This is a genomic window from Actinomadura sp. (assembly GCF_044508335.1).
GTDB lineage: Bacteria > Actinomycetota > Actinomycetes > Streptosporangiales > Streptosporangiaceae > Spirillospora.
On sequence record NZ_JBIQHY010000068.1, the window covers coordinates 1 to 18,474 of the forward strand.

Sequence of the window (18,474 nt, forward strand, 5' to 3'; positions counted from 1 at the left end):
GGGCGGCCCAGGAGCCGGTGTTGAAGTCGCGCGGCGTGTCGACCGGGTCGGACGCATCGAACGGCGTCTTCCACAGGTCCCATGCGGAGAGCGCCTTGCGCCAGTAGCGGTCGAAGAGGAGGGCGCCCCTGCTGTCGGCGTCCGCCGTCCTGTCCCACTCGGCGAGGACGTCGCACGGCTCTCCGAGGCGCATGTCGCGGCACATCTTCACGGTCCCCGCCGCGGCCAGTTCACCCGCCTGGTCGCGGTTCGCGAAGACGAGGTCCTGCATGTCGGCGCGAGTGAACCTGCCCTTGGCGAGCTGGTCCTGGACCGAGACGATGCCGCTCCGGGTGCGGAGGCTGCGGGCGGTCTTCTCGTCGCCGATGATGCGGTCGAACCCGGTCAGCGGCTTCTCCGGGTTCGACAGCCAGTAGCTGTCGTTGGAGTTGGTGACGTAGTCGCCCCGGTGCAGCACCGGGTACCGGTCGGGGTCGAGGATGCCCGGCTGGACGGTCCCGGGGGCCTTCCCAGGGGCGCAGGACGACCGGGTGCCGTCCAGGATGGCGAGGCCCGCCTGCCGGAACGTGATGTGCCCGAGGAGGCTGTTGCAGCGGTCCGCGAACGCGTTCGTGACGTTGGGCAGCACTTGGATCTGGGCGAACAGCGCCTTCCCGCGCGAGTCGGCCGCGATGGTGTTGACCCACGGGAGGCCCTGGGTCTGCTTCAGCGCGTGCAGGGCGTCGTCGGTGGTGCGGGCCTTGTCCAGGGCGAGCGAGGTGTTGACCAGGCGCAGGTTGGTCGAGTTCGGGTCGGTGATCGCGTAGGCGTTCCACGTCGTCCACGGGAGCCCGATGGACGAGACGGACGTGACGATCGGGCCGTAGCGGCTGCGCCATTGGGTCTTCGTGACCGGCTTGAGCGAACCGTCCGGCTGCTTGACCTGCACGGTGACCCGCCGCTGGGTCATCTTCTCGATCTTGCCGTCCACGAAGTAGGACGTCGGGTCGCCCGGCACGAGGCGGAGCTCCGTCAGGCTGAACGGGACGCCGGTCGCGACGGTGTGGCTCCACGCGAACGTCGAGGTGTGGCCGATGTTGACCGACGGCGACCCGAGCAGTGCGGCGCCGCTCACGTCCAGTTCGCCGGGGATCGTCTGCTGCATCTGCCAGAAGCGCCGCCCGTTGTGCCACGGATAGTGCGGGTTGCCGAGCAGCAGGCCGCGCCCGTTCGCGGTGGCGTCCGCGCCCACCGCGATGGCGTTGCTGCCCATGCCGGTGTCCGCCAGCAGCTTGGTGGCGTCCCGCGCGGCCTTCTCCAGGGGCTGGGCCCCGGGCTGCGCGCCGCCCGGGGGCGCCGCCTCGGTGATCTGGTCGGTGACCATCCCGGAGCCGCCGAGCATGGCGAGGGCGTAGGCGCGGCGGTGGACGTCCATCTCGGTGAGGGGCCGCAGCCACGCGGCCCCCTTGCACGCCGGGTCGGTGATCCGGCCTTCGCGCAGGAAGCGGTTGTAGCCGGCCACCCAGCCGCGGCTGAGCTCGCGCACCTCGCGGGTCGGGCCGTAGGGGGCGGGCGCGGCCGCCAGCCTTTCGACGATCCCGCTGTCGTTGATCGCGGTGAAGAAGACGTCGCTGGCCAGGTTGGTGGACGCCGACGACAGCGACCCGTCCGGCGCGGCGTCCGGCCCGAAGTACTTGGAGCGTTCCCCGCTGAGGGTGACCACGCCCTGCGCGAGCAGGCAGATGCCGTCCTTCGCCGCCGCGTAGCCGGTGCCGTAGCCGAGGCTCGCGTAGTCCCGCGCGGTGATGTGCGGGATGCCGTACTCGGTATAGCGGATGGTCGCCGACATGCCGCCCTCGCCGACCGCGGCCGCGGACGAGGGCACGGGGGTCAGGAGGGCGGCGGCGACCACGGCGGTTCCCGCCAGGCGCAGACCGGTACGCGGCATCGAGGCTCCTTGATCACAGAAGTCCCGCAAAATTGGCACATGCCACCGTTCCTGGCAAGACCTACGGGAGGAGTCCGGGGAGGTCGGCGGCGTGGTCCCGCAGGTAGGCGCCGAGGGTCTCGGGGATGAGGTCGATGGGCGCCAGCGCGGCGGGCGTGCACGGCACGATGTCCACGTCGTAGCGGCCGTTCGAAGGGTCGTCGAACTCGGGGCCGTGCCGCCGCGACAGGTCCATCGAGACCAGGCGGCAGACGTAGAACACGTTGAGCCGGTGCAGGTCGGGGCCCTGCTCGGCGCACGCGAAGACCTGGCGGACCGGCCCCGCCACCGCGCCGAGCTCCTCGTCCAGCTCGCGGCGCAGCGCCGCCTCCGGCGACGCGTCCGAGGGCTCGATCTTGCCGCCGGGGGTCGTCCAGTAGACGGGGCGGCCGGGCCGGGTGCGGCGCAGCAGCACGAGCGCGCCGCCGTCCAGCAGCAGGGCGCGGACGGAGCGGCGGACCCTCATGCGCCCGGGTGCGCCGGGACGGCGAGGACGCGGCGGTGCCCGCCGCCGCCGGGCGGCGGGCCGACCTCGGCGAACACGGCGCCGATGTGCCCGCCGGCCGACCGCTCGGCGCCGGCGAGCGCGGGCACGGCGGTGCGGAGGGCGGCGGCCGGTTCACGGACCGCCGCCGCGCTGCGTTCCAGTGCGCTTCTCATGTCACCTCACCGACGACCGTAGGCGACCGCGGGTCGCCGCGCAGCCGGACCGGCGCCCGGGACGGGGGTGCAGCCCGCCGCACCGTGCGTCCCGGGACGGCCGAACCGCGCAGCCGGTCCCCCTGGCGGCCTCTCCGCCGTTACGATCGCCACTGGCATGCTCTGTACCGGAACGGCGTGAAATGGATGATGTGGAGGTCCGGCACCTGCCGGGCGATCTGCCGCAGCTGTTCGACGGCGGCGTCGAGGACGCCGCCGGGCGGACGCTGTCGGTGCCGCTGCCCGACGGGGACCTGGTCTGGCCCGATCCCGGCTACCCGCAGCGGCGGCCGCTCCTGCGGCCCGCGTTCTGGCTGAGCGACGACCCGGTCCGCGGCGACCTGTGGGCCGCGCTGCGCGCCGAGCACCACCGGTCGGGGCTGTGGCCGCTGCTGATGGACGAGAGCGACCAGCCGTGGGCGGCCGGGCAGATCGCGCCGGAGCCGGTCGGCGAGATCGCCGGCTACAGCCCCCACGCGTTCATGTACGAGGTGTGGACCGACTTCGCCGAGCAGGCGTCCGACGTCGACCTGGACGACCTCGCCCCCTTCGGCCGGCACTGCCCCGGCCCCGCCCCGGCGGGCACGCCGCTCGACGACCCGGGCGCGATGGCCGACCGCTACGCCCGCGTCCTCGCGGCGCGCGGCCTGCCGCTCGGCCTGGTCGCGGTCGAGCGGGGCGCGGACGCGCTCGCCGCCGTGGGCTGGCAGGGCGCCCTCAACCACAACGAGTGGACGGCGCCGCTGTCCGCCGTCCTGCGCAGCTGGGAGGACCGGTTCGGCGCCCGCGTCATCGGGCTCGGGTTCAACACGCTGGAGCTCAGCGTCGCCGCGCCGCCCGTCACCACCCGGCACGCCGTCCACGTCGCCGCCGAGCACTGGGCGTTCTGCCCCGACATCCTGTTCCAGGGCCCGGGCACGCTCGCCGGGTACGCGGAGGAGATCCGCGGGAAGACCTACTGGTCGTTCTGGTGGGACTGACCCGCTCCCCTACGATGCGGCGGAAGGAAGGCGAGGGGATCGGGGTCGTATGCGCGGTGGACGGGCGCTCGCGGGGGGCGTGGCGGCGGCGGTCGCCGCGACTCTGGCGGCCGACGTCACCGTGCTCGCCACCCGCGCCGGCGGCGAGCCGTCCAGGCCCGGGAACCTCGTGTCGGTGGACCGGGGCGCCGCGCCGCACGCGCCGGCCGTCGCGCCGCTGACCCGCCGCTACACGCCGCACCTGCTGGTCGCCGGGACGTCGCCGCTGCCGCCGCGGGCCGTCGAGCGGGCGCGGCGGCTCAAGGGCGTCGCGGGCCTCACCGTCGTGGACGCCGCACAGGCCCGCGTCGGGGGGCGCCGGATGGGGCTGCTCGGCGTCGACCCGTCGGCGTTCCGGGCGTTCGCGCCCGAGGCGGCCGCCGAGTCCGACCGGCTGTGGCAGACGGTCGCGTCCGGCGGGCTGGCCGTCTCGTTCGAGCAGGGCCGGGACGGGGGGCTGCCGCTCGGCGCGGTCGTCCCGGCCGGGCGCAGCGCCGCCCCCGGCAAGGTCCGCGTCGGCGCCTACGCCTCGATGGGCATCGGCGACGTCGACGCCATCGTGTCCCGCGAGCAGGCCCGCGCGCTGGGCCTGCCGGACGGGAACGGGCTCGTCATCAGCGCCCCGAGGGCCGACGCGGCGAAGCTGGCGAGGCGGCTGCGGAAGATCCTGCCGCGCGGGACGAAGGTGGCGGCGCTCGCCCCGCCCCGCGCGCCGGGGACGTCCGCGAAGCGCCCGCCGCGCCCGCGGCTGACCGGGCGGCCGGACGGCGCGGCCGGCGACCGCACCCCCATCACCGGCAACATGATGACGCCCACGATGCGGACCGTCGTGCTGGAGATCGCGGGCATGTTCGGGCCGTTCCCGGTCATCGGCTGCTTCCGCGCCACCGGCGACCCGCAGGACCACGGCGACGGCCGCGCCTGCGACTTCATGGAGAGCACCGGCGGGCGGATGCCGAGCGCCGGCGCGCAGCGGCACGGCGACCAGGTGGCCCGCTACGCGGTCGCGAACGCTCGGCGGCTCGGCATCTCGTACGTGATCTGGCGGCAGCACATCTGGAACGTGCGGGGCGGCGGCTGGCGGCCGATGGCGGACCGCGGCGGCCTCACCCAGAACCACTACGACCACGTGCACATCTCGGTGCTGCGCTGAGCCGCGGCGGCGGGCGGGCGCACGGGCGTCAGGGCAGTTCCTGCTCGCACCAGACGACCTTGCCGCCGGCGGTGCGGCGCACGCCCCAGCGGCGCGCCAGCCGCCCCACGACGTGCAGGCCGCGGCCCGACTCCAGCATGTCGTCCTCGTCGTGGAGGCGGATGCGGGGAGCCCCGTCGGAGGAGTCGAAGACCTCGCAGACCAGGCCGCCCTCCCGCACCAGCCGCAGCTTGACCCGCCCGCCCGCGTGCCGGATCGCGTTGGTGACCAGCTCCGACACCAGCAGCATCGTGGAGTGGGTCAGCTCGTCGAGGCCCCAGCGGGCGAGCCGGTCGCGGACGAGGCCGCGGGCGCGGCGGACGGCGGCGGGCTCGGCGGGCAGCTCCCAGGAGGCGTGGTGGTCGGCCGGGATGCGCGAGAGCCGCGCCACCAGCATCGCGATGTCGTCGCGGTGCTGGTCGTCGTAGACGCCGTCGAGCGCCGCCTGGCACAGGTCGTCCAGCGGGCGGGCGGCCGCGCCCGGCCCGAACGTCGCGAGCAGCCGGGCCAGCCCGTCGTCGATGTCGCGGGCCCGGTTCTCCACCAGGCCGTCGGTGTAGAGGAACAGGAGCGTGCCGTCCTCGACGGTGAACTCGCGGGTGGTGATGGGGCGGTCGCCGCCGACGCCGAGCGGCGGCGCGGGCGGCACCGGCAGGTACTCCGAGTCGGCGCCCGGCGGGGCGAGCAGCGGCGGCAGGTGCCCCGCGCTCGCGACCTCGCACCGCCCGGTGACCGCGTCGTAGACGACGTAGGCGCAGGTGGCGAAGTGCGGCTCGCGCTCGCCGAGCGTCGCCATCAGCGCGTCGAGCCGCTCCAGGGCCTCGGCGGGCGGCAGTTCGAGGCCGGCGAGCGTGTGGATGGCGGTGCGCAGCCGCCCCATCGTGACGGCGGCCTTCACGCCGTGCCCGGCGACGTCCCCCACCACGAGCGCGACGCGGGCGCCGGGCAGCGCGATCGACTCGTACCAGTCGCCGCCGACCTCGATGCGGCGGCTGCCCGGCAGGTAGCGGTGGTTCACCTCGACCGTCGACGGCGCCGACAGCCCGGTCGGCAGCAGGCTGCGCTGCAGGGTGAGGGCGGTGGCGCGCTCCCGCGAGTACTGGCGCGCGCTCTCCACGAAGATGGACGCCCGGTTGGCGAACTCCATGCCGATCTCGACGTCGTAGGCGTCGAACGGCCGGTGCGCGGCGTTGCGGGTGCAGACGAAGAACCCGAGCACACCCGCCGACGACACGATCGGCAGGAGCAGCATCGACGCGCCCTTGAGCAGGTCGGCGACCGGCGGGCGGCGCCACGCGCTCGCGAGCTTCGCCGCGCCCTCGCCGCCGAGGGTGCGCAGCACCGGCTCGCCCGACTCCAGGCACAGCGCGTGCGGCGTGCCCGGCGGGTAGACGAGGGACTCGCCGGTCGGGAACGTCGCGTCCCAGATCGGGTCCTCGTCGTCGAACCCGATCGCCATCCGGCGCAGCTGCGGGCCGTCCGGGCCCTCCGGCGGCTCGTCGGCGTCGATGTGGCTCTCGGCGAGCAGCAGCGCGCCGGAGTTGCAGAAGTGCGGGACGAGCGCGTCCATCAGGCCGCGGGCCAGCAGCTCCAGGTCGAGCGTGGACCCTATGCGCGGCAGCGAGTCGTCCAGCAGGGCGCGGCGGATGACGGCCGGGTCGACGAACCGGTCGGCGAGCGGCACCGGCACCCGGATGACGGCGAGCGCCGCGAGGTCGGGCCCGCCGCCCGCCGCCCCGTTCAGGCCGCCGCTCATCGGGTGCACGGTCACGACCGCGTCCAGGGTCCCGCTCGCCGGCGTGTCCACGGCGAGCATGGCGGTGCGCTCCCGCCCGGCCTTCAGCGCCTCCAGCAGCGGCTCCCGCGCGCCCGAGATCACTTCGTCCAGGTAGGCGCCCAGCAGATCGTCCGCATTCGGGGAGAGAACTGCGGCGGCGTTGCGGTCGAACTGCAGAATCCTCCCCGACGAATCCATGCCGAGAATAAGAATTCGGGTGGACGACTCCATCGCTCGATTATGGGACATGGAGCGGCCCGATGAGGCCGATACGGGCGGGGAAGCCGCCGTCAGCGGCGCCCGTGGGTCTCCTCCAGATACTGGCGCCAGGTGCGCTTGCCCACCGCGTGGTCGGGGGCGAGGTGGTGGCCCTCCCGGAACCCCCGCCCGGCCTTCCCCGGCAGCGGCAGCGGCACCCGGACGGGACGCCGCAGGCCGCGCACCTCCAGGTAGTCGCGCAGCATGTCCTCGGCGGTGAGCACCTCCGGGCCGCCCATGTCGTCCACGCGCCGCGCGGGACCGGCGGCGAGCGCCAGCTGGGCGAGCCGCTCCGCAACCTCCCCGACGTCGATCGGCTGGTCGCGCAGCGCCTTCGGCACCGCCGCCACGCCGGGGACCTTCGTGAGCACGTTGAAGACCATGTCCGGCAGCGTGTGGAACTGCGTCGTCCGCAGAATCGAATAGGGCAGCCCGGAGTCCTCGATGAGTCGCTCCACCGCGTACTTGGTCCGGTAGTAGCTGTAGGGGATCTTGTCGACGCCGACGATCGAGATGTAGATCAGGTGCGGGGCGCCCTGCCCCCGCGCGGCCTCGACGAGCCGCCGGGCGGCGGGCAGGTCCCGCTTGGCGTGGAACGGGTCGCTGGCGCAGTGCACGATCGTCTCCGCTCCCGCGCACGCCGCGTCGACGCCCTCGCCGGTGTACAGGTCGCCCTTGTGCCAGGTCATGCCCGGCTCGGGGTCCCTGTCGCGGCGGCTCAGCCCGTGCACGTCCGCGCCGGCCTCCCGCAGGCGCCGTACGAGGGGGCTGCCCAGCGTGCCGGTGGCCCCGGTTACGAGAATCATCGGTTCCTCCTTGATGTGTGGGAAGCGTCCGGAAGCCGGACGGAACGGGCGCCCGGAACGCGGCGGCGCACCCGCGCCGCCGTCAGGACGACCCGAAGACCTGGGGCGGGGGGACGGGTGTGACGATCTCTTCCCCGTCGTGCAGCGGCGCGGCCCCGGCGCAGAACGCGGCGAGGTCGCCGCCGTCCACGACCCGGGCCCGGACGATGCCGCCCGCGGCGCGGCGGGTCAGCTCGGCGACCGGCAGCGGCCGCTGCGACGCGGCCACGATCAGGTTGCCGAACCGGCGGCCCCGCAGCACCCCCGGATCGCCCATCAGCACCGTGTGCCGGAACACCGACCGGATCGTGGCGGTCACCCGGCGCGCGAACGGCAGCCGGAACCCGTCGGCGACGTTGGCGAGGTAGACGCCGCGGGGGCGCAGCACCCGGGCGGCGTCCAGGACGAACTCGCGGGTGGCCAGCTCGGGCGGCATGGACGCCTCGGCGAACGCGTCCATCACGACCAGGTCGTCGGCGTCGTCGGCGAGCGCCGCGATGCCGCTGCGCCCGTCGGCGATGCGGATCCGCAGGCCGGGGACGCCCTTGACCGGCAGCCGCTCGCGGACGAGCTGCACCAGCTGCGCGTCCGGCTCCAGCACGATCTGCCGCGACCCCGGCCGGGTCGCGGCGATGTAGCGGGGCAGCGTGCAGCCCGCACCGCCGATGTGGACGGCGTCGAACGCCTCGCCCTCCGCGCCCGCGCAGTCGACCACGTCGCCGATCAGCCGCATGTACTCGAAGTCGAGGTAGGTGGGGTCGGACAGGTCCACGTAGGACTGCGGCACACCGCCGACGAGCAGCATCCAGCCGCCGTCCCGGTCGGCGTCGCGCAGCAGCTCCGCCTCCCCGCCGGCGATCTCGTAGGTGCGCGGCGGGGAACCGTGCCGGCGCTTGCGTCCCATGCCCCCACCCTACGGACCCCTCCCCCGGGCCGCCGCGCGGGCGTCAGGTTCGCTCGGTGAGGGCGGGCTCGGCCGCGAAATGGCACGCACTGGGGTGGGCCGACCCCTCACGCTCCTCCAGGGCCGGGACCTCGTCCGCGCAGATCTCCCGCGCCTTCCAGCAGCGGGTGCGGAACCGGCACCCGGACGGCGGGTCCAGCGGCGACGGCGGCTCGCCCTCCAGCCGGATCTGCCCCGCCCAGCCGGGCGCGTCCGGGTCGGGCACCGGGACGGCCGACAGCAGCGCCTGCGTGTACGGGTGCGTCGGATGCTCGTAGATCTGGGTCTCGTCCCCGGTCTCGACGACCTTGCCCAGGTACATGACGGCGACGCGGTCGGAGATGTGCCGGACCGCGGCCAGGTCGTGCGCGATGAACACGTACGCCAGGCCGAGCTCGCGCTGCAGCTCGGCGAGCAGGTTCATCACCTGCGCCTGCACGGACACGTCCAGCGCCGACACCGGCTCGTCGCACACGACCACGTCGGGGCGCAGCGCGAGGGCGCGGGCGATCCCGACGCGCTGGCGCTGCCCGCCGGAGAACTGGTGCGGGTACCGGCTGACGTGGTCGGGGTCGAGGCCGACGAGTTCCAGCAGCTCCTGGACGCGCCTGCGCCGATCGCCCTTCGGCGCCGCGTCCCGGTGGACCGCGAACGGCTCGCCGACGATGTCGCCGACCGTCATGCGCGGGTCGAGCGAGGAGTACGGGTCCTGCATCACCAGCTGGATGCGCCGGCGCAGGGCCCGCAGCTCGGCCTTCGGCAGCGCGAAGACGTCGCGGCCGCCGAAGCGGACCGTCCCGGCGGTGGGGCGTTCGGCGGCGAGCAGCAGCTTCGCCAGCGTCGACTTCCCGCATCCGGACTCGCCGACGACGCCGAGCGTCTCACCGCGGCGCAGCTCCAGGTCGACGCCGTCCACGGCCTTGACGTACCCGACCGGCCGCTTGACCACCACGCCGCGGGTGACGGGGTAGTGCTTGACGAGGCCCTCCACCTGGAGGATCGGCGCCTCATTCGGGTCGGGCACGGTGGACCTCCTCGGCGAAGTGGCACGCGGCGTCGTGGCCGGGCGCGACGGCGGTGAGCGGCGGTTTCTCCGCCGCGCAGACCGCCTCGGCGCGGGGGCAGCGCGGCTGGAAAGGGCAGCCGGGCGGGAGCGCGGCCGGGTTCGGCGGCGTCCCCTTGATCGGGACGAGCGGCGCGCCGCGCCGGTCCAGGCGCGGCACCGACGCCAGCAGCCCCCGGGTGTAGGGGTGGGCGGGGCGCGCGTACAGCTCGCGGGCGGGCGCCTGCTCGGCGACCGTCCCCGCGTACATGACGACGATCCGGTCCGCGACGCCGGCGACGACGCCGAGGTCGTGGGTGATCAGCACCATGCCCATGCGCAGCTCGTCCTGGAGCCCGGCGAGCAGCCGCATGATCTGCGCCTGGACGGTGACGTCCAGCGCGGTGGTCGGCTCGTCGGCGATGAGGACGTCCGGTTCCAGCGCGAGCGCCATCGCGATCATGATGCGCTGGCGCATCCCGCCGGAGAACTGGTGCGGGTAGTCGCCGAGCCGCTTCGCGGCGGACGGGATCCGCACCCGCTCCATCAGCTCGACGGCCCTGTCCCGGGCCTCCCTCCGGCCGAGCCCGCGGTGCACCCGGTACATCTCGCGGAGCTGGTCGCCGACGGTGAGCACCGGGTTCAGCGCGGTCAGCGCGTCCTGGAAGATCATCGAGATGCGGTCGCCGCGGTAGGCGCGGCGGCGCCGCTCGGGCAGGCCGAGCAGCTCCTCGCCGCGCAGCCGCACCGACCCGCGCTCCACTCGGGCGGGCGGCACGTCCAGGATCCCCATGACGGCCTGGGCGGCGACGCTCTTGCCCGATCCCGACTCGCCGAGGATCGCCAGCGTCTCCCCCTCGTCGAGGGTGTACGACAGGCCGTTCACCGCGTGCACGTCCCGGCCGCGCACGCGGAACCGCACGTGCAGGTCGTCGACGCGCAGCAGCGGGGGCGGCGGCGCGGGGTCGTCCTTCACATCCGTCAGCATGAGCTCACCGCAGCTTCGGGTCGAGGGCGTCGCGGGCGGCGTCGCCGAGCATCAGGAAGCTCAGCACCGTCGCCGACAGGAACACGGCGGGGAAGACCAGCAGGTGCGGGTGGTCGATGAAGGAGTCCTTCGCCTGGTTCAGCTGGAGCCCCCAGGAGACCTCCGGGTACTGCAGGCCGACGCCGAGGAAGTCCAGCGTCGCCTCCCCCACGATCACGTTGCCGACGTTGAGGGTGGCGACCACGATCACCGGGGCGATCGCGTTCGGCAGGATGTGCCGGGCCATGATCCGCCCGTCGGACGCGCCGAGCAGCCGCGCCGCCTGCACGTAGTCGGCGTCCCGGACGGCGATGACCTGCCCCCGCATGATGCGGATCATGGTCGTCCAGCCGAGCAGCACCAGGACCAGCGTCATCGCCCACACGCCGTGCGAGGGGAACGCCACCAGGATCACCGTGGCGCCGAGCACGAACGGCAGCCCGAAGAACACGTCGGTCAGCCGTGCGATGAGCGCGTCGAGGAGGCCGCCGTAGTATCCGGCGAGCAGCCCGAACACCAGCGCGATCGCCAGCGCGAACAGGGTGACCGCTACGCCGATGAGCAGCGTCGGGCGGGCGCCGTGCACGACGTGCGCGTAGTAGTCGCAGCCGGCGAGGTCGGTGCCGAACCAGTGGTCACCGGACGGGCCGAGCTTCGCGGCGTTCGGGTCGCAGCCCTGGTTGACGTCCTTCGCGGTGAACAGCCTCGGCAGCGCCGCCATCACCGCCACGACCGCGAGGATCGCCGCCGAGCCCCAGAACACCCAGCGGCGCCGCAGGTCGCGCCACGCGTCGTGCCACAGCGACGCCCGGCCGATCTCGCCGCCCGCGGCGGCGACCGCGGCGGCGCTCGTCCCTGCGGCCCCCGTCGCGTCCCCCGGCCCGGGTCCCGGCTCGGGCTCGGCGCCCGGCGGCCCGGCGTCCGGCTCCTTGATCGTCATGCGCGCCTCACTCGTACCTGATCCGCGGGTCGAGGACCCCGTACAGCAGGTCCACGACCAGGTTGACCAGCAGGAAGATCAGCACGAGGACGGTGACCGCGCCGACCACGACCGGGCCCTCCTTCAGCTGGATCGACTGGAACACCTGCTGCCCGATGCCCGGCAGGTTGAAGATGCCCTCGGTGACGACCGCGCCGCCCATCAGGTTGCCGAAGTCGACGCCGAGGTAGGTGACGACGGGGATCAGCGAGTTGCGGAGCGCGTGCCTGCCGACGACCCGCGCCCGCGACAGCCCCTTGGCGTTCGCGGTGCGCACGTAGTCGGCCCGCAGGTTCTCCGACAGGCTCGTCCGCGTCAGCCGCGCCACGTACGACAGGCCGAGCGAGCCGAGGACGATGCCGGGCAGCAGGTAGCTCATCGGCCAGCCCTCGTCGGTCCCGGCCGTGGGGAAGATCCGCCAGTGCAGGCCGAACAGCAGCTGCGCGGTGTAGCCGAGCACGAACACCGGCACCGCGATCACCAGCGTCGTCCCGCCGAGGACGAGGGTGTCGGCGAGCCTCCCGCGCCGCAGGCCCGCCCACGTGCCGAGCGCGATCCCGATGGCCAGCTCGAAGATCCAGGCGGTGACGGCCAGCTGCGCGGTCACCGACCACCGCCCGCTGAGCATCTCCGACACGCTCTGGCCGGTGTAGTTCTCGCCCAGGTCGCCCTGGGCGAGGCCCCACATGTACTTCGCGTACTGCACCAGCAGCGGGTCGTTGAGGTTGTACCGGTCCCGGAGCGTCTGGAGGACGTTGTCCGGGACCGGCTTGTCCCCGGCGAGCGCCTGGATCGGGTCGCCCGGAAGCGCGAACACCATCACGTAGATGAGCAGCGTCGTGCCGATGAAGACGGGCACCGCCTGCAGGAGCCGCCGTAGGACGTAGCGCCACATCGCCCGCTACTTCACCGTCACATCCGTCGCGACCAGGCCCGTCGAGAACGGCGTGATCGTGACGTTGTCGACCTTGTCGGAGCGGCCGCCCTGGCCGGCCCACGTCCAGAGCGGGATCATCGGCATCTCCTGGACGGCGATGTCCTCGGCCTGGTTGTAGAGCGCGATGGCCTGCTGCTGGTCGGCCGCCTTGTTGGCCTTCGCGATGAGGTCGTTGAACTGCTTGTTCTCCCAGCCCATGCGGTTGTCCAGGCCCCACATGTTCTCCAGGTAGTTCTGGGGGCTCGGGTAGTCGGCCTCCCAGTTCTGCCGGTACGGGCCCTTCTCCTCGTGCTCGCGCAGCATGGAGAAGTAGTCGGACGCGGGCACCTGCCGGAACTGGATGTCGGTGATGCCGAGGTTGTCGCGCAGGGAGTTCGCGACGATCCGCATCCACTGCGCGTAGGTCGGCTGCGCGTTGGAGAAGTACAGCTCCATCGTCCCCTTGAACCCGCCGGCCTTGTCGAACAGCTGCTTGGCCTTGGCCGGGTCGTAGGTGCACAGCTCACCGCACGCGTTGTCGCGGTGGCCCGGGATGATGGACGGGATGAGCGAGTCCGCCGGGAAGTAGTCGCCGTTGTAGACCGCCTTGTTGATGCCCTGCCGGTCGATGACCATCGAGATGGCCTTGCGCAGGTCCGGGTTGTCGAACCGCTTGTCGAACAGCGGGAAGCCGAGGTAGTCGGTCGTGCTCATCTTCCGGGCGAGGAAGCGGTCGCCCAGCAGCCGCTTGGCCTCGGGCACCTTCGCCGCCGGGATGGTCTGCAGCACGTCGATCCGCCCGGCGCGCAGGTCGGTGTAGGCGGTGTCGGCGCTGGAGTAGCTCTTCCAGGTCACGCCCTTGTTCTTCGGCTTGCGCGGCCCGGTGTACCCCGGGAAGGCGACGAGCTTGATCTGCTTGTTGCGCTCCCAGTCGCCGTCCATCATGTACGGCCCGTTGCCGATGGGGTGCGCATCGAAGGCCTTCAGGTCCTTGAGGCCCGCCTTCGGCATCGGCGCGTACGCGGGATAGGTCAGCAGCAGCGGGAACTGGCTGAACGGGTCGTTCAGCGTGACCTTCAGCGTGTCCGGCCCGGTCACCTCCACGCCCGAGAGCGTGTCGGCCTTCGGCTTGGCGTCCTCATCCTCGGGGTTCATCTCCGCGTACCCCTTGATGTAGGAGAAGTAGGAGTTGGCGCCCATGGCGTTCGGCCCGTAGGCCGCGCTGTTCCACGCGTCGGCGAAGCTCTGCGCGGTCACCGGCTCCCCGTTGTGGAACTTCTGCCCCGGCCTGACCTTGATCGTCCAGACCTTCTGGTCCTCCGAGGCCACGGACTCGGCGGCCAGCGGCACGGCCTTCCCGTCCTCGGTGAGCGTCATCAGGTTGTCGAACAGCTCGGTGATCACGTCGAAGGAGTAGCTGCTGGTCGTGTTGGCGGGCACCAGGTGGTCGGGTTCGGAGTGCCCGACGGTGAACGTCCCGTCGCCGGCCCCCGCCTCGTCCCCGCCGCAGCCCGACAGCCCCAGCGACGCCGCGAGCGCCACCGCGACGACCCCCGCGACCTTCCTCCGCACACCCCTCTGGCTGGTCATGCTCCTCCTCGGCCCAGTCGCGCCGTGGCGCCGCGGGCGCTTGGCCGCCCGCCGCACCTAGATTGCTGGCAGCGTCGTACTCGGGGTGACCGTTTGCACACAGGGCTCACGGAGTCGAAACCGGATCGAGACGTTCTTGATCATGCATCACCGCATCCCCCGCAATCCCACCGCCATCGGACGCACCATCCACAAGCGTCTCCCGATTGACACAGGTCAGCGCCCGAGGAAAATGAACCCTCATTGCGGAACGGGGGTGCGATGGACGGCGGAGCGGGCGCGGAGGCGGGGCGGATCTGCGGCGAGCTGATCCGGTTCGACACGACCAACCGGGGCGAGGGGGCGGCGCGTCCCGAACGGCCGGCCGCGGAGTACGTCGCCGGGCTGCTGGACGAGGCCGGGGCGGAGCCGGCGATCGTGGAGTCGGCGCCCGGACGGGCGAGCGTGCTCGCGCGGATCCCCGGCACCGACCCGTCCCGTCCCGCCTTCCTGGTGCACGGGCACCTCGACGTGGTGCCCGCCGACGCGGCCGAGTGGACGGTGCCGCCGTTCTCCGGCGAGGTGCGCGGCGGGTGCGTGTGGGGGCGCGGCGCCGTCGACATGAAGGGCACCCTCGCGATGACGCTCGCGGTCGTGCGGCGGCGGCTGCGCGAGGGGCGGCGCACGCGCGGGGACCTGGTCCTGGCGTTCCTGGCGGACGAGGAGTGCACCGGCGAGTACGGGTCCCGGTACGTGGCGCGGGAGCACCGGGAGGTCTTCGAGGGGTGCACCGAGGCGATCAGCGAGTCCGGCGGGTTCAGCGTGGACGCGGGCGGGACGCGCGTCTACCCGATCGCGGCGGGCGAGCGCGGCACCGCGTGGATGAGGCTGACGGCGCGCGGCACGGCCGGGCACGGCTCCAAGCCCGCGCCGGACAACGCGGTCGCCGAGCTCGCGCACGCCGTGTCCCGGCTCGCCGCGTACGAGTGGCCCGTCCGGCTCACCCCGGGCGTGCGGGCTCTGCTGGACGGCCTGGCGGACGCGCTCGGCACCTCCGTCGACCACGACCGCCTCGACGCGGAGGCCGCGCGCCTCGGCCCCGCCGGGCGCCTGTTCGCCGGGACGATCCGCAACTCCGCGAACCCGACCCGCCTGGACGCCGGATACAAGGTCAACGTCGTCCCGGGAACGGCGACCGCGCAGGTCGACGGGCGCTACCTGCCCGGCACCGGCGAGGAGTTCCTCGCCACGATCGACCGGCTGCTCGGCCCCAAGGTCACCCGCGAGTTCATCAACCACGAGGAGGCGCCCGCCGCGGACCCGGCCGGGCCGACCTTCGCCGCGCTCGCGGACGCCCTGCGCGCCGAGGACCCGGACGCGCGCCCCGTCCCCTACGTCATGGCGGGCGGCACCGACGCCAAGTCCTTCCACCGCATCGGCATCACGAGCTTCGGCTTCGCCCCGCTGCGCCTCGGCCCCGGCCTCGACTACTTCGGCATGTTCCACGGCGTGGACGAGCGCGTCCCCCTGGACGGGCTGGCCTTCGGCACCCGGGTCCTGGACCGCTTCCTGGACTCCCGCTGACCCCGGCCGGCCGGCGCACGGCCGGGGTCGGCGGAGCGCCTCTACTGGGACTTCTGGTACGTCCTGATCGAGTGGGTCGCCAGCGCCACGGTGGCGGCGGACAGGGCCAGCAGCCAGGAACCGTGCATCGCGGCCGACGGCCAGTCCGGGGCGGCGGACAGGGCCGTGCGGGCGCTGTCGAGGGCCCAGCTCACCGGGTTGACGGCGGCCACGTGCCGGATCCAGGACGGCATCAGGTCCTTGGGCATGAACGCCGACGACAGGAACGTGAGCGGCAGCAGCAGCATCACGTTCAGGCCGATGATGGTGTTGCGGTCACGGAACAGCAGCGCCAGCGTGTTCGACAGCGCGGCCAGGACGATGCCGATCAGCACCGAGGCGGCGACGAGCACCGCGAGGCCGGGCAGGCCCCCCGGGTAGCCGGCGCCGGCCGCCCAGCCGAGCAGGATGATCACGATGGACTGGAAGGCCGTGCTCAGGGCCTGCTCGACGACGCCGGCGTTCACCAGCGCGCCGCGCCTGACCGGGGTGACCAGGAACCGGTTCAGGGTGCCGCGTTCGATCTCGTCCATGGTGGCCATCCCGGCGAACGAGTTCAGCGACACCGCGTTCATGACCACGACGCCGGGGACGATGTAGTCGAGGTAGGACTGGGCGCCGAAGCCGGGCAGCTCGGCGACCCTCTTGAACAGCTCGCCGAACAGGAACAGCCAGATCATCGGCTGCACCAGCGTCATGACGACCACGGCGGGGTTGCGCAGCAGCGCCGACAGCCGCCGGTGGGTCATCCACCAGGTTCCCGTGAGCAGTGCGGTCATCGGGCGCCTCCGGCGGTGGCGGGCTCGGCGTCGGCGATGCGGCGCCCGGCGTGGCGGAGGTAGACGTCGTCCAGGGACGGCCGCGCGACGGTCGCCGCGGCGGCGGGGACGCCCGCCTGGTCGAGCGCGGCGAGGACGGCCGGCACGGCGGACGCGCCGTCGGCCGTGCGGGCGCTGAGCCGCGGCCCGTCCAGGACGATCTCGCCGATGGCGGGCAGCCGGCCCAGTGCCTCCCGCACGAGCGGCTCCGGCGGCGCCTCCCGCCATTCGACGTGGACGGCGTCGCCGTGCAGCTCGCCCTTGAGGCCGTCGGGGGTGCCCTCGACGACGACGCGGCCCCGGTCGACGATCGCGAGCCGCTGCGCGAGCCGGTCGGCCTCGTCCAGGTAGTGGGTGGTCAGCAGGATGGCGAGGGCGTCGTCCCCGGCGAGCCGGGCGATCTCGGCCCACATGGACGCGCGGGCCTCCGGGTCGAGCCCGGTCGTCGGCTCGTCGAGGAACAGGACCTGCGGGCGGTGGACGAGGCCGAGCGCCACGTCGAGCCGCCGCTGCATCCCGCCCGAGTAGGTCTTCACGGGGCGGCCCGCCGCGTCCTCCAGGCCGAACCGGGCGAGCAGCCCGGCGGCCCGGCGGCGCGCCTCCGCCCCGGGCAGCCCGTACAGGCGGCCCTGCAGGACCAGGTTGTCGCGGCCGCTCGCCTCCGGGTCGGCGCCGGACTTCTGCGAGACGACGCCGATGACGCGGCGGACCCGGTCGGGTCGGCGCAGCACGTCGTGCCCGGCCACGGCGGCGCTGCCCGCGTCCGGCCGGATCAGCGTGGTCAGGATCTTGACGGCGGTGGTCTTGCCCGCCCCGTTGGGGCCGAGCAGCGCGAGGATCTCGCCCCGCCCGACCGTGACGGACAGGCCGTCCAGGGCCCGGACGCCGCCGGGATAGCTCTTCACGAGGCCCTCGGCCTCGATGGCATGCGCCATGGTCTCCTCCGTTGCAGCGCATCGTGCATCGGCGGAGGGGCCGGATAGGCTGGAGTCGCGTGCTCGCCTCCGGGGCCCGCTCCGCGGGAATCTCGGTGGTGGGTTCTCCGGCCCGGGGGCGGTGTTGCCGCACCGCCGCCGGGCCTTCTGTCGGCTATTTCCCGGGTGCTCCCCTTTCCGCCAGCTCGGCGATCTCGGGCGGGAGCTCGCCGGTCTTGTGGAACTCCCGCCACATGTCGAGGCCGGGCAGCGAGCCGTCCTCGATCTCGGCGAGGAAGCCGCGCACCCACGCGACCTCCGCGCGCCTGATCGCCAGGTCGTACTCCTCCTCGATCAGGAAGAGGCGCGGGACGTCGGCCGCCGCCGCCATCGCGGCCTCGTCCTCGGCGATCTGCCGCTCCAGGGCGTCGAGGCGCCGGCGCAGCAGCCCGGCCACCTCGTCCGGCCCCAGCGCGCCGAGGACGGACAGCCCGGCCTCGAACCGCGGCACCTCCCGCTCGGGCTCCGCGATGAGCTCCCGGACCCAGTCGGCGAGCTCGTCCAGGCCCGCCTCGGTGATGCGGTAGACGGTCCGTTCGGGCCGGGCACCCTCCCGGGCGCTCCCCTCGACGGCCAGGAACCCGTGCTTCACCAGGTTGCCCACGACGGTGTAGAGCGAGCCCCACTTGATGTTCATGTCGCGGTCCTTGCCGCGGGCGCGCATCAGGGCGGCCATCTCGTACGGGTGCATGGGCCGGGTGGAGACCGTGGACAGCACGGCGAGCCCGAGCAGGTTGCTCACCTTGCGCCGCTTGGCCATCCCGCACCTTCCTCGTAGACGAATACTCGTGGACGAGTATAGCCCTGGGCGCGCCGGGCCGTCCACC

The 18,474-nt window shown here is 73.6% G+C and carries 17 protein-coding genes; 3 read left to right on the forward strand and 14 right to left on the reverse strand.

What is annotated here, in order from left to right; translation table 11 throughout:
• The 3 genes from ACIWVC_RS21720 to ACIWVC_RS21730 all read right to left on the reverse strand — a co-directional run.
• Positions 1-1,927 (reverse strand): penicillin acylase family protein (locus ACIWVC_RS21720; protein WP_396449421.1); only part of this gene is annotated, 1,927 nt, incomplete at its 3' end.
• A 61-nt stretch (positions 1,928-1,988) separates the two neighbouring features.
• Positions 1,989-2,432, reverse strand: coding sequence for an NUDIX domain-containing protein (locus ACIWVC_RS21725; protein WP_396454486.1), 444 nt, complete (start codon positions 2,430-2,432; stop codon positions 1,989-1,991).
• Entirely contained in the window at positions 2,429-2,626 is a 198-nt protein-coding gene (locus ACIWVC_RS21730; protein WP_396454487.1) for a hypothetical protein, read from the reverse strand. The genes ACIWVC_RS21725 and ACIWVC_RS21730 overlap by 4 nt, the downstream gene beginning before the upstream one ends.
• A 182-nt stretch (positions 2,627-2,808) precedes the next feature.
• Between ACIWVC_RS21730 and ACIWVC_RS21735 the strand changes: the two genes are divergently transcribed.
• Together ACIWVC_RS21735 and ACIWVC_RS21740 are read left to right on the forward strand one after the other, a co-directional pair.
• A complete protein-coding gene (locus tag ACIWVC_RS21735) occupies positions 2,809-3,645 on the forward strand; it encodes a DUF4253 domain-containing protein (RefSeq protein ID WP_396449424.1) in 837 nt (278 codons plus the stop codon).
• A gap of 49 nt (positions 3,646-3,694) precedes the next feature.
• Positions 3,695-4,837, forward strand: a complete 1,143-nt coding sequence (locus ACIWVC_RS21740) for a hypothetical protein (RefSeq protein ID WP_396449425.1) — start codon at positions 3,695-3,697, stop codon at positions 4,835-4,837.
• Positions 4,838-4,865: 28 nt separating this feature from the next.
• Here the strand turns inward: ACIWVC_RS21740 and ACIWVC_RS21745 are convergent, their stop codons facing one another.
• The 8 genes from ACIWVC_RS21745 to ACIWVC_RS21780 all read right to left on the reverse strand — a co-directional run bounded on the left by ACIWVC_RS21745 (position 4,866) and on the right by ACIWVC_RS21780 (position 14,253).
• Positions 4,866-6,884 (reverse strand): SpoIIE family protein phosphatase, encoded by a 2,019-nt coding sequence (locus ACIWVC_RS21745; RefSeq protein ID WP_396454488.1) that lies wholly within the window; start codon positions 6,882-6,884, stop codon positions 4,866-4,868.
• 59 nt (positions 6,885-6,943) lie between these two features.
• The gene (locus ACIWVC_RS21750; RefSeq protein ID WP_396449427.1) at positions 6,944-7,717 is read right to left on the reverse strand and encodes an SDR family oxidoreductase; all 774 of its coding nucleotides are present in this window, start codon (positions 7,715-7,717) and stop codon (positions 6,944-6,946) included.
• Positions 7,718-7,799: 82 nt separating this feature from the next.
• Complete coding sequence (locus tag ACIWVC_RS21755; RefSeq protein ID WP_396449428.1) at positions 7,800-8,660, reverse strand: spermidine synthase; 861 nt, start codon at positions 8,658-8,660, stop codon at positions 7,800-7,802.
• A 43-nt stretch (positions 8,661-8,703) separates the two neighbouring features.
• The gene (locus ACIWVC_RS21760; protein WP_396449429.1) at positions 8,704-9,723 is read right to left on the reverse strand and encodes an ABC transporter ATP-binding protein; all 1,020 of its coding nucleotides are present in this window, start codon (positions 9,721-9,723) and stop codon (positions 8,704-8,706) included.
• Positions 9,707-10,729 carry an ABC transporter ATP-binding protein gene (locus ACIWVC_RS21765; protein WP_396449430.1) on the reverse strand — a complete coding sequence of 341 codons (1,023 nt, stop codon included), beginning with the start codon at positions 10,727-10,729 and terminating at the stop codon, positions 9,707-9,709. Before ACIWVC_RS21765 ends, ACIWVC_RS21760 begins: the two co-directional genes overlap by 17 nt.
• Before the next feature lie 4 nt (positions 10,730-10,733).
• Positions 10,734-11,708 carry an ABC transporter permease gene (locus tag ACIWVC_RS21770; RefSeq protein ID WP_396449431.1) on the reverse strand — a complete coding sequence of 325 codons (975 nt, stop codon included), beginning with the start codon at positions 11,706-11,708 and terminating at the stop codon, positions 10,734-10,736.
• Between the two features lie 7 nt (positions 11,709-11,715).
• Positions 11,716-12,642: an ABC transporter permease gene (locus ACIWVC_RS21775; RefSeq protein ID WP_396449432.1), complete on the reverse strand. Its 927-nt coding sequence runs from the start codon at positions 12,640-12,642 to the stop codon at positions 11,716-11,718.
• A gap of 6 nt (positions 12,643-12,648) precedes the next feature.
• Positions 12,649-14,253 (reverse strand): ABC transporter substrate-binding protein, encoded by a 1,605-nt coding sequence (locus tag ACIWVC_RS21780; protein WP_396449433.1) that lies wholly within the window; start codon positions 14,251-14,253, stop codon positions 12,649-12,651.
• A 261-nt stretch (positions 14,254-14,514) separates the two neighbouring features.
• Here ACIWVC_RS21780 and ACIWVC_RS21785 point away from each other — a divergent pair, with 261 nt between their 5' ends.
• Positions 14,515-15,816 (forward strand): M20/M25/M40 family metallo-hydrolase, encoded by a 1,302-nt coding sequence (locus ACIWVC_RS21785; protein WP_396449434.1) that lies wholly within the window; start codon positions 14,515-14,517, stop codon positions 15,814-15,816.
• A 41-nt stretch (positions 15,817-15,857) separates the two neighbouring features.
• On the opposite strand, the gene ACIWVC_RS21790 is transcribed toward ACIWVC_RS21785, so the two are convergent.
• From ACIWVC_RS21790 to ACIWVC_RS21800, 3 genes are all read right to left on the reverse strand, one after another.
• Positions 15,858-16,634, reverse strand: coding sequence for an ABC transporter permease (locus tag ACIWVC_RS21790; protein WP_396449435.1), 777 nt, complete (start codon positions 16,632-16,634; stop codon positions 15,858-15,860).
• Positions 16,631-17,608: an ATP-binding cassette domain-containing protein gene (locus ACIWVC_RS21795; RefSeq protein ID WP_396449436.1), complete on the reverse strand. Its 978-nt coding sequence runs from the start codon at positions 17,606-17,608 to the stop codon at positions 16,631-16,633. Before ACIWVC_RS21795 ends, ACIWVC_RS21790 begins: the two co-directional genes overlap by 4 nt.
• A 154-nt stretch (positions 17,609-17,762) precedes the next feature.
• Positions 17,763-18,407 (reverse strand): PadR family transcriptional regulator, encoded by a 645-nt coding sequence (locus ACIWVC_RS21800; protein WP_396449437.1) that lies wholly within the window; start codon positions 18,405-18,407, stop codon positions 17,763-17,765.
• Positions 18,408-18,474: the final 67 nt, after the last annotated feature.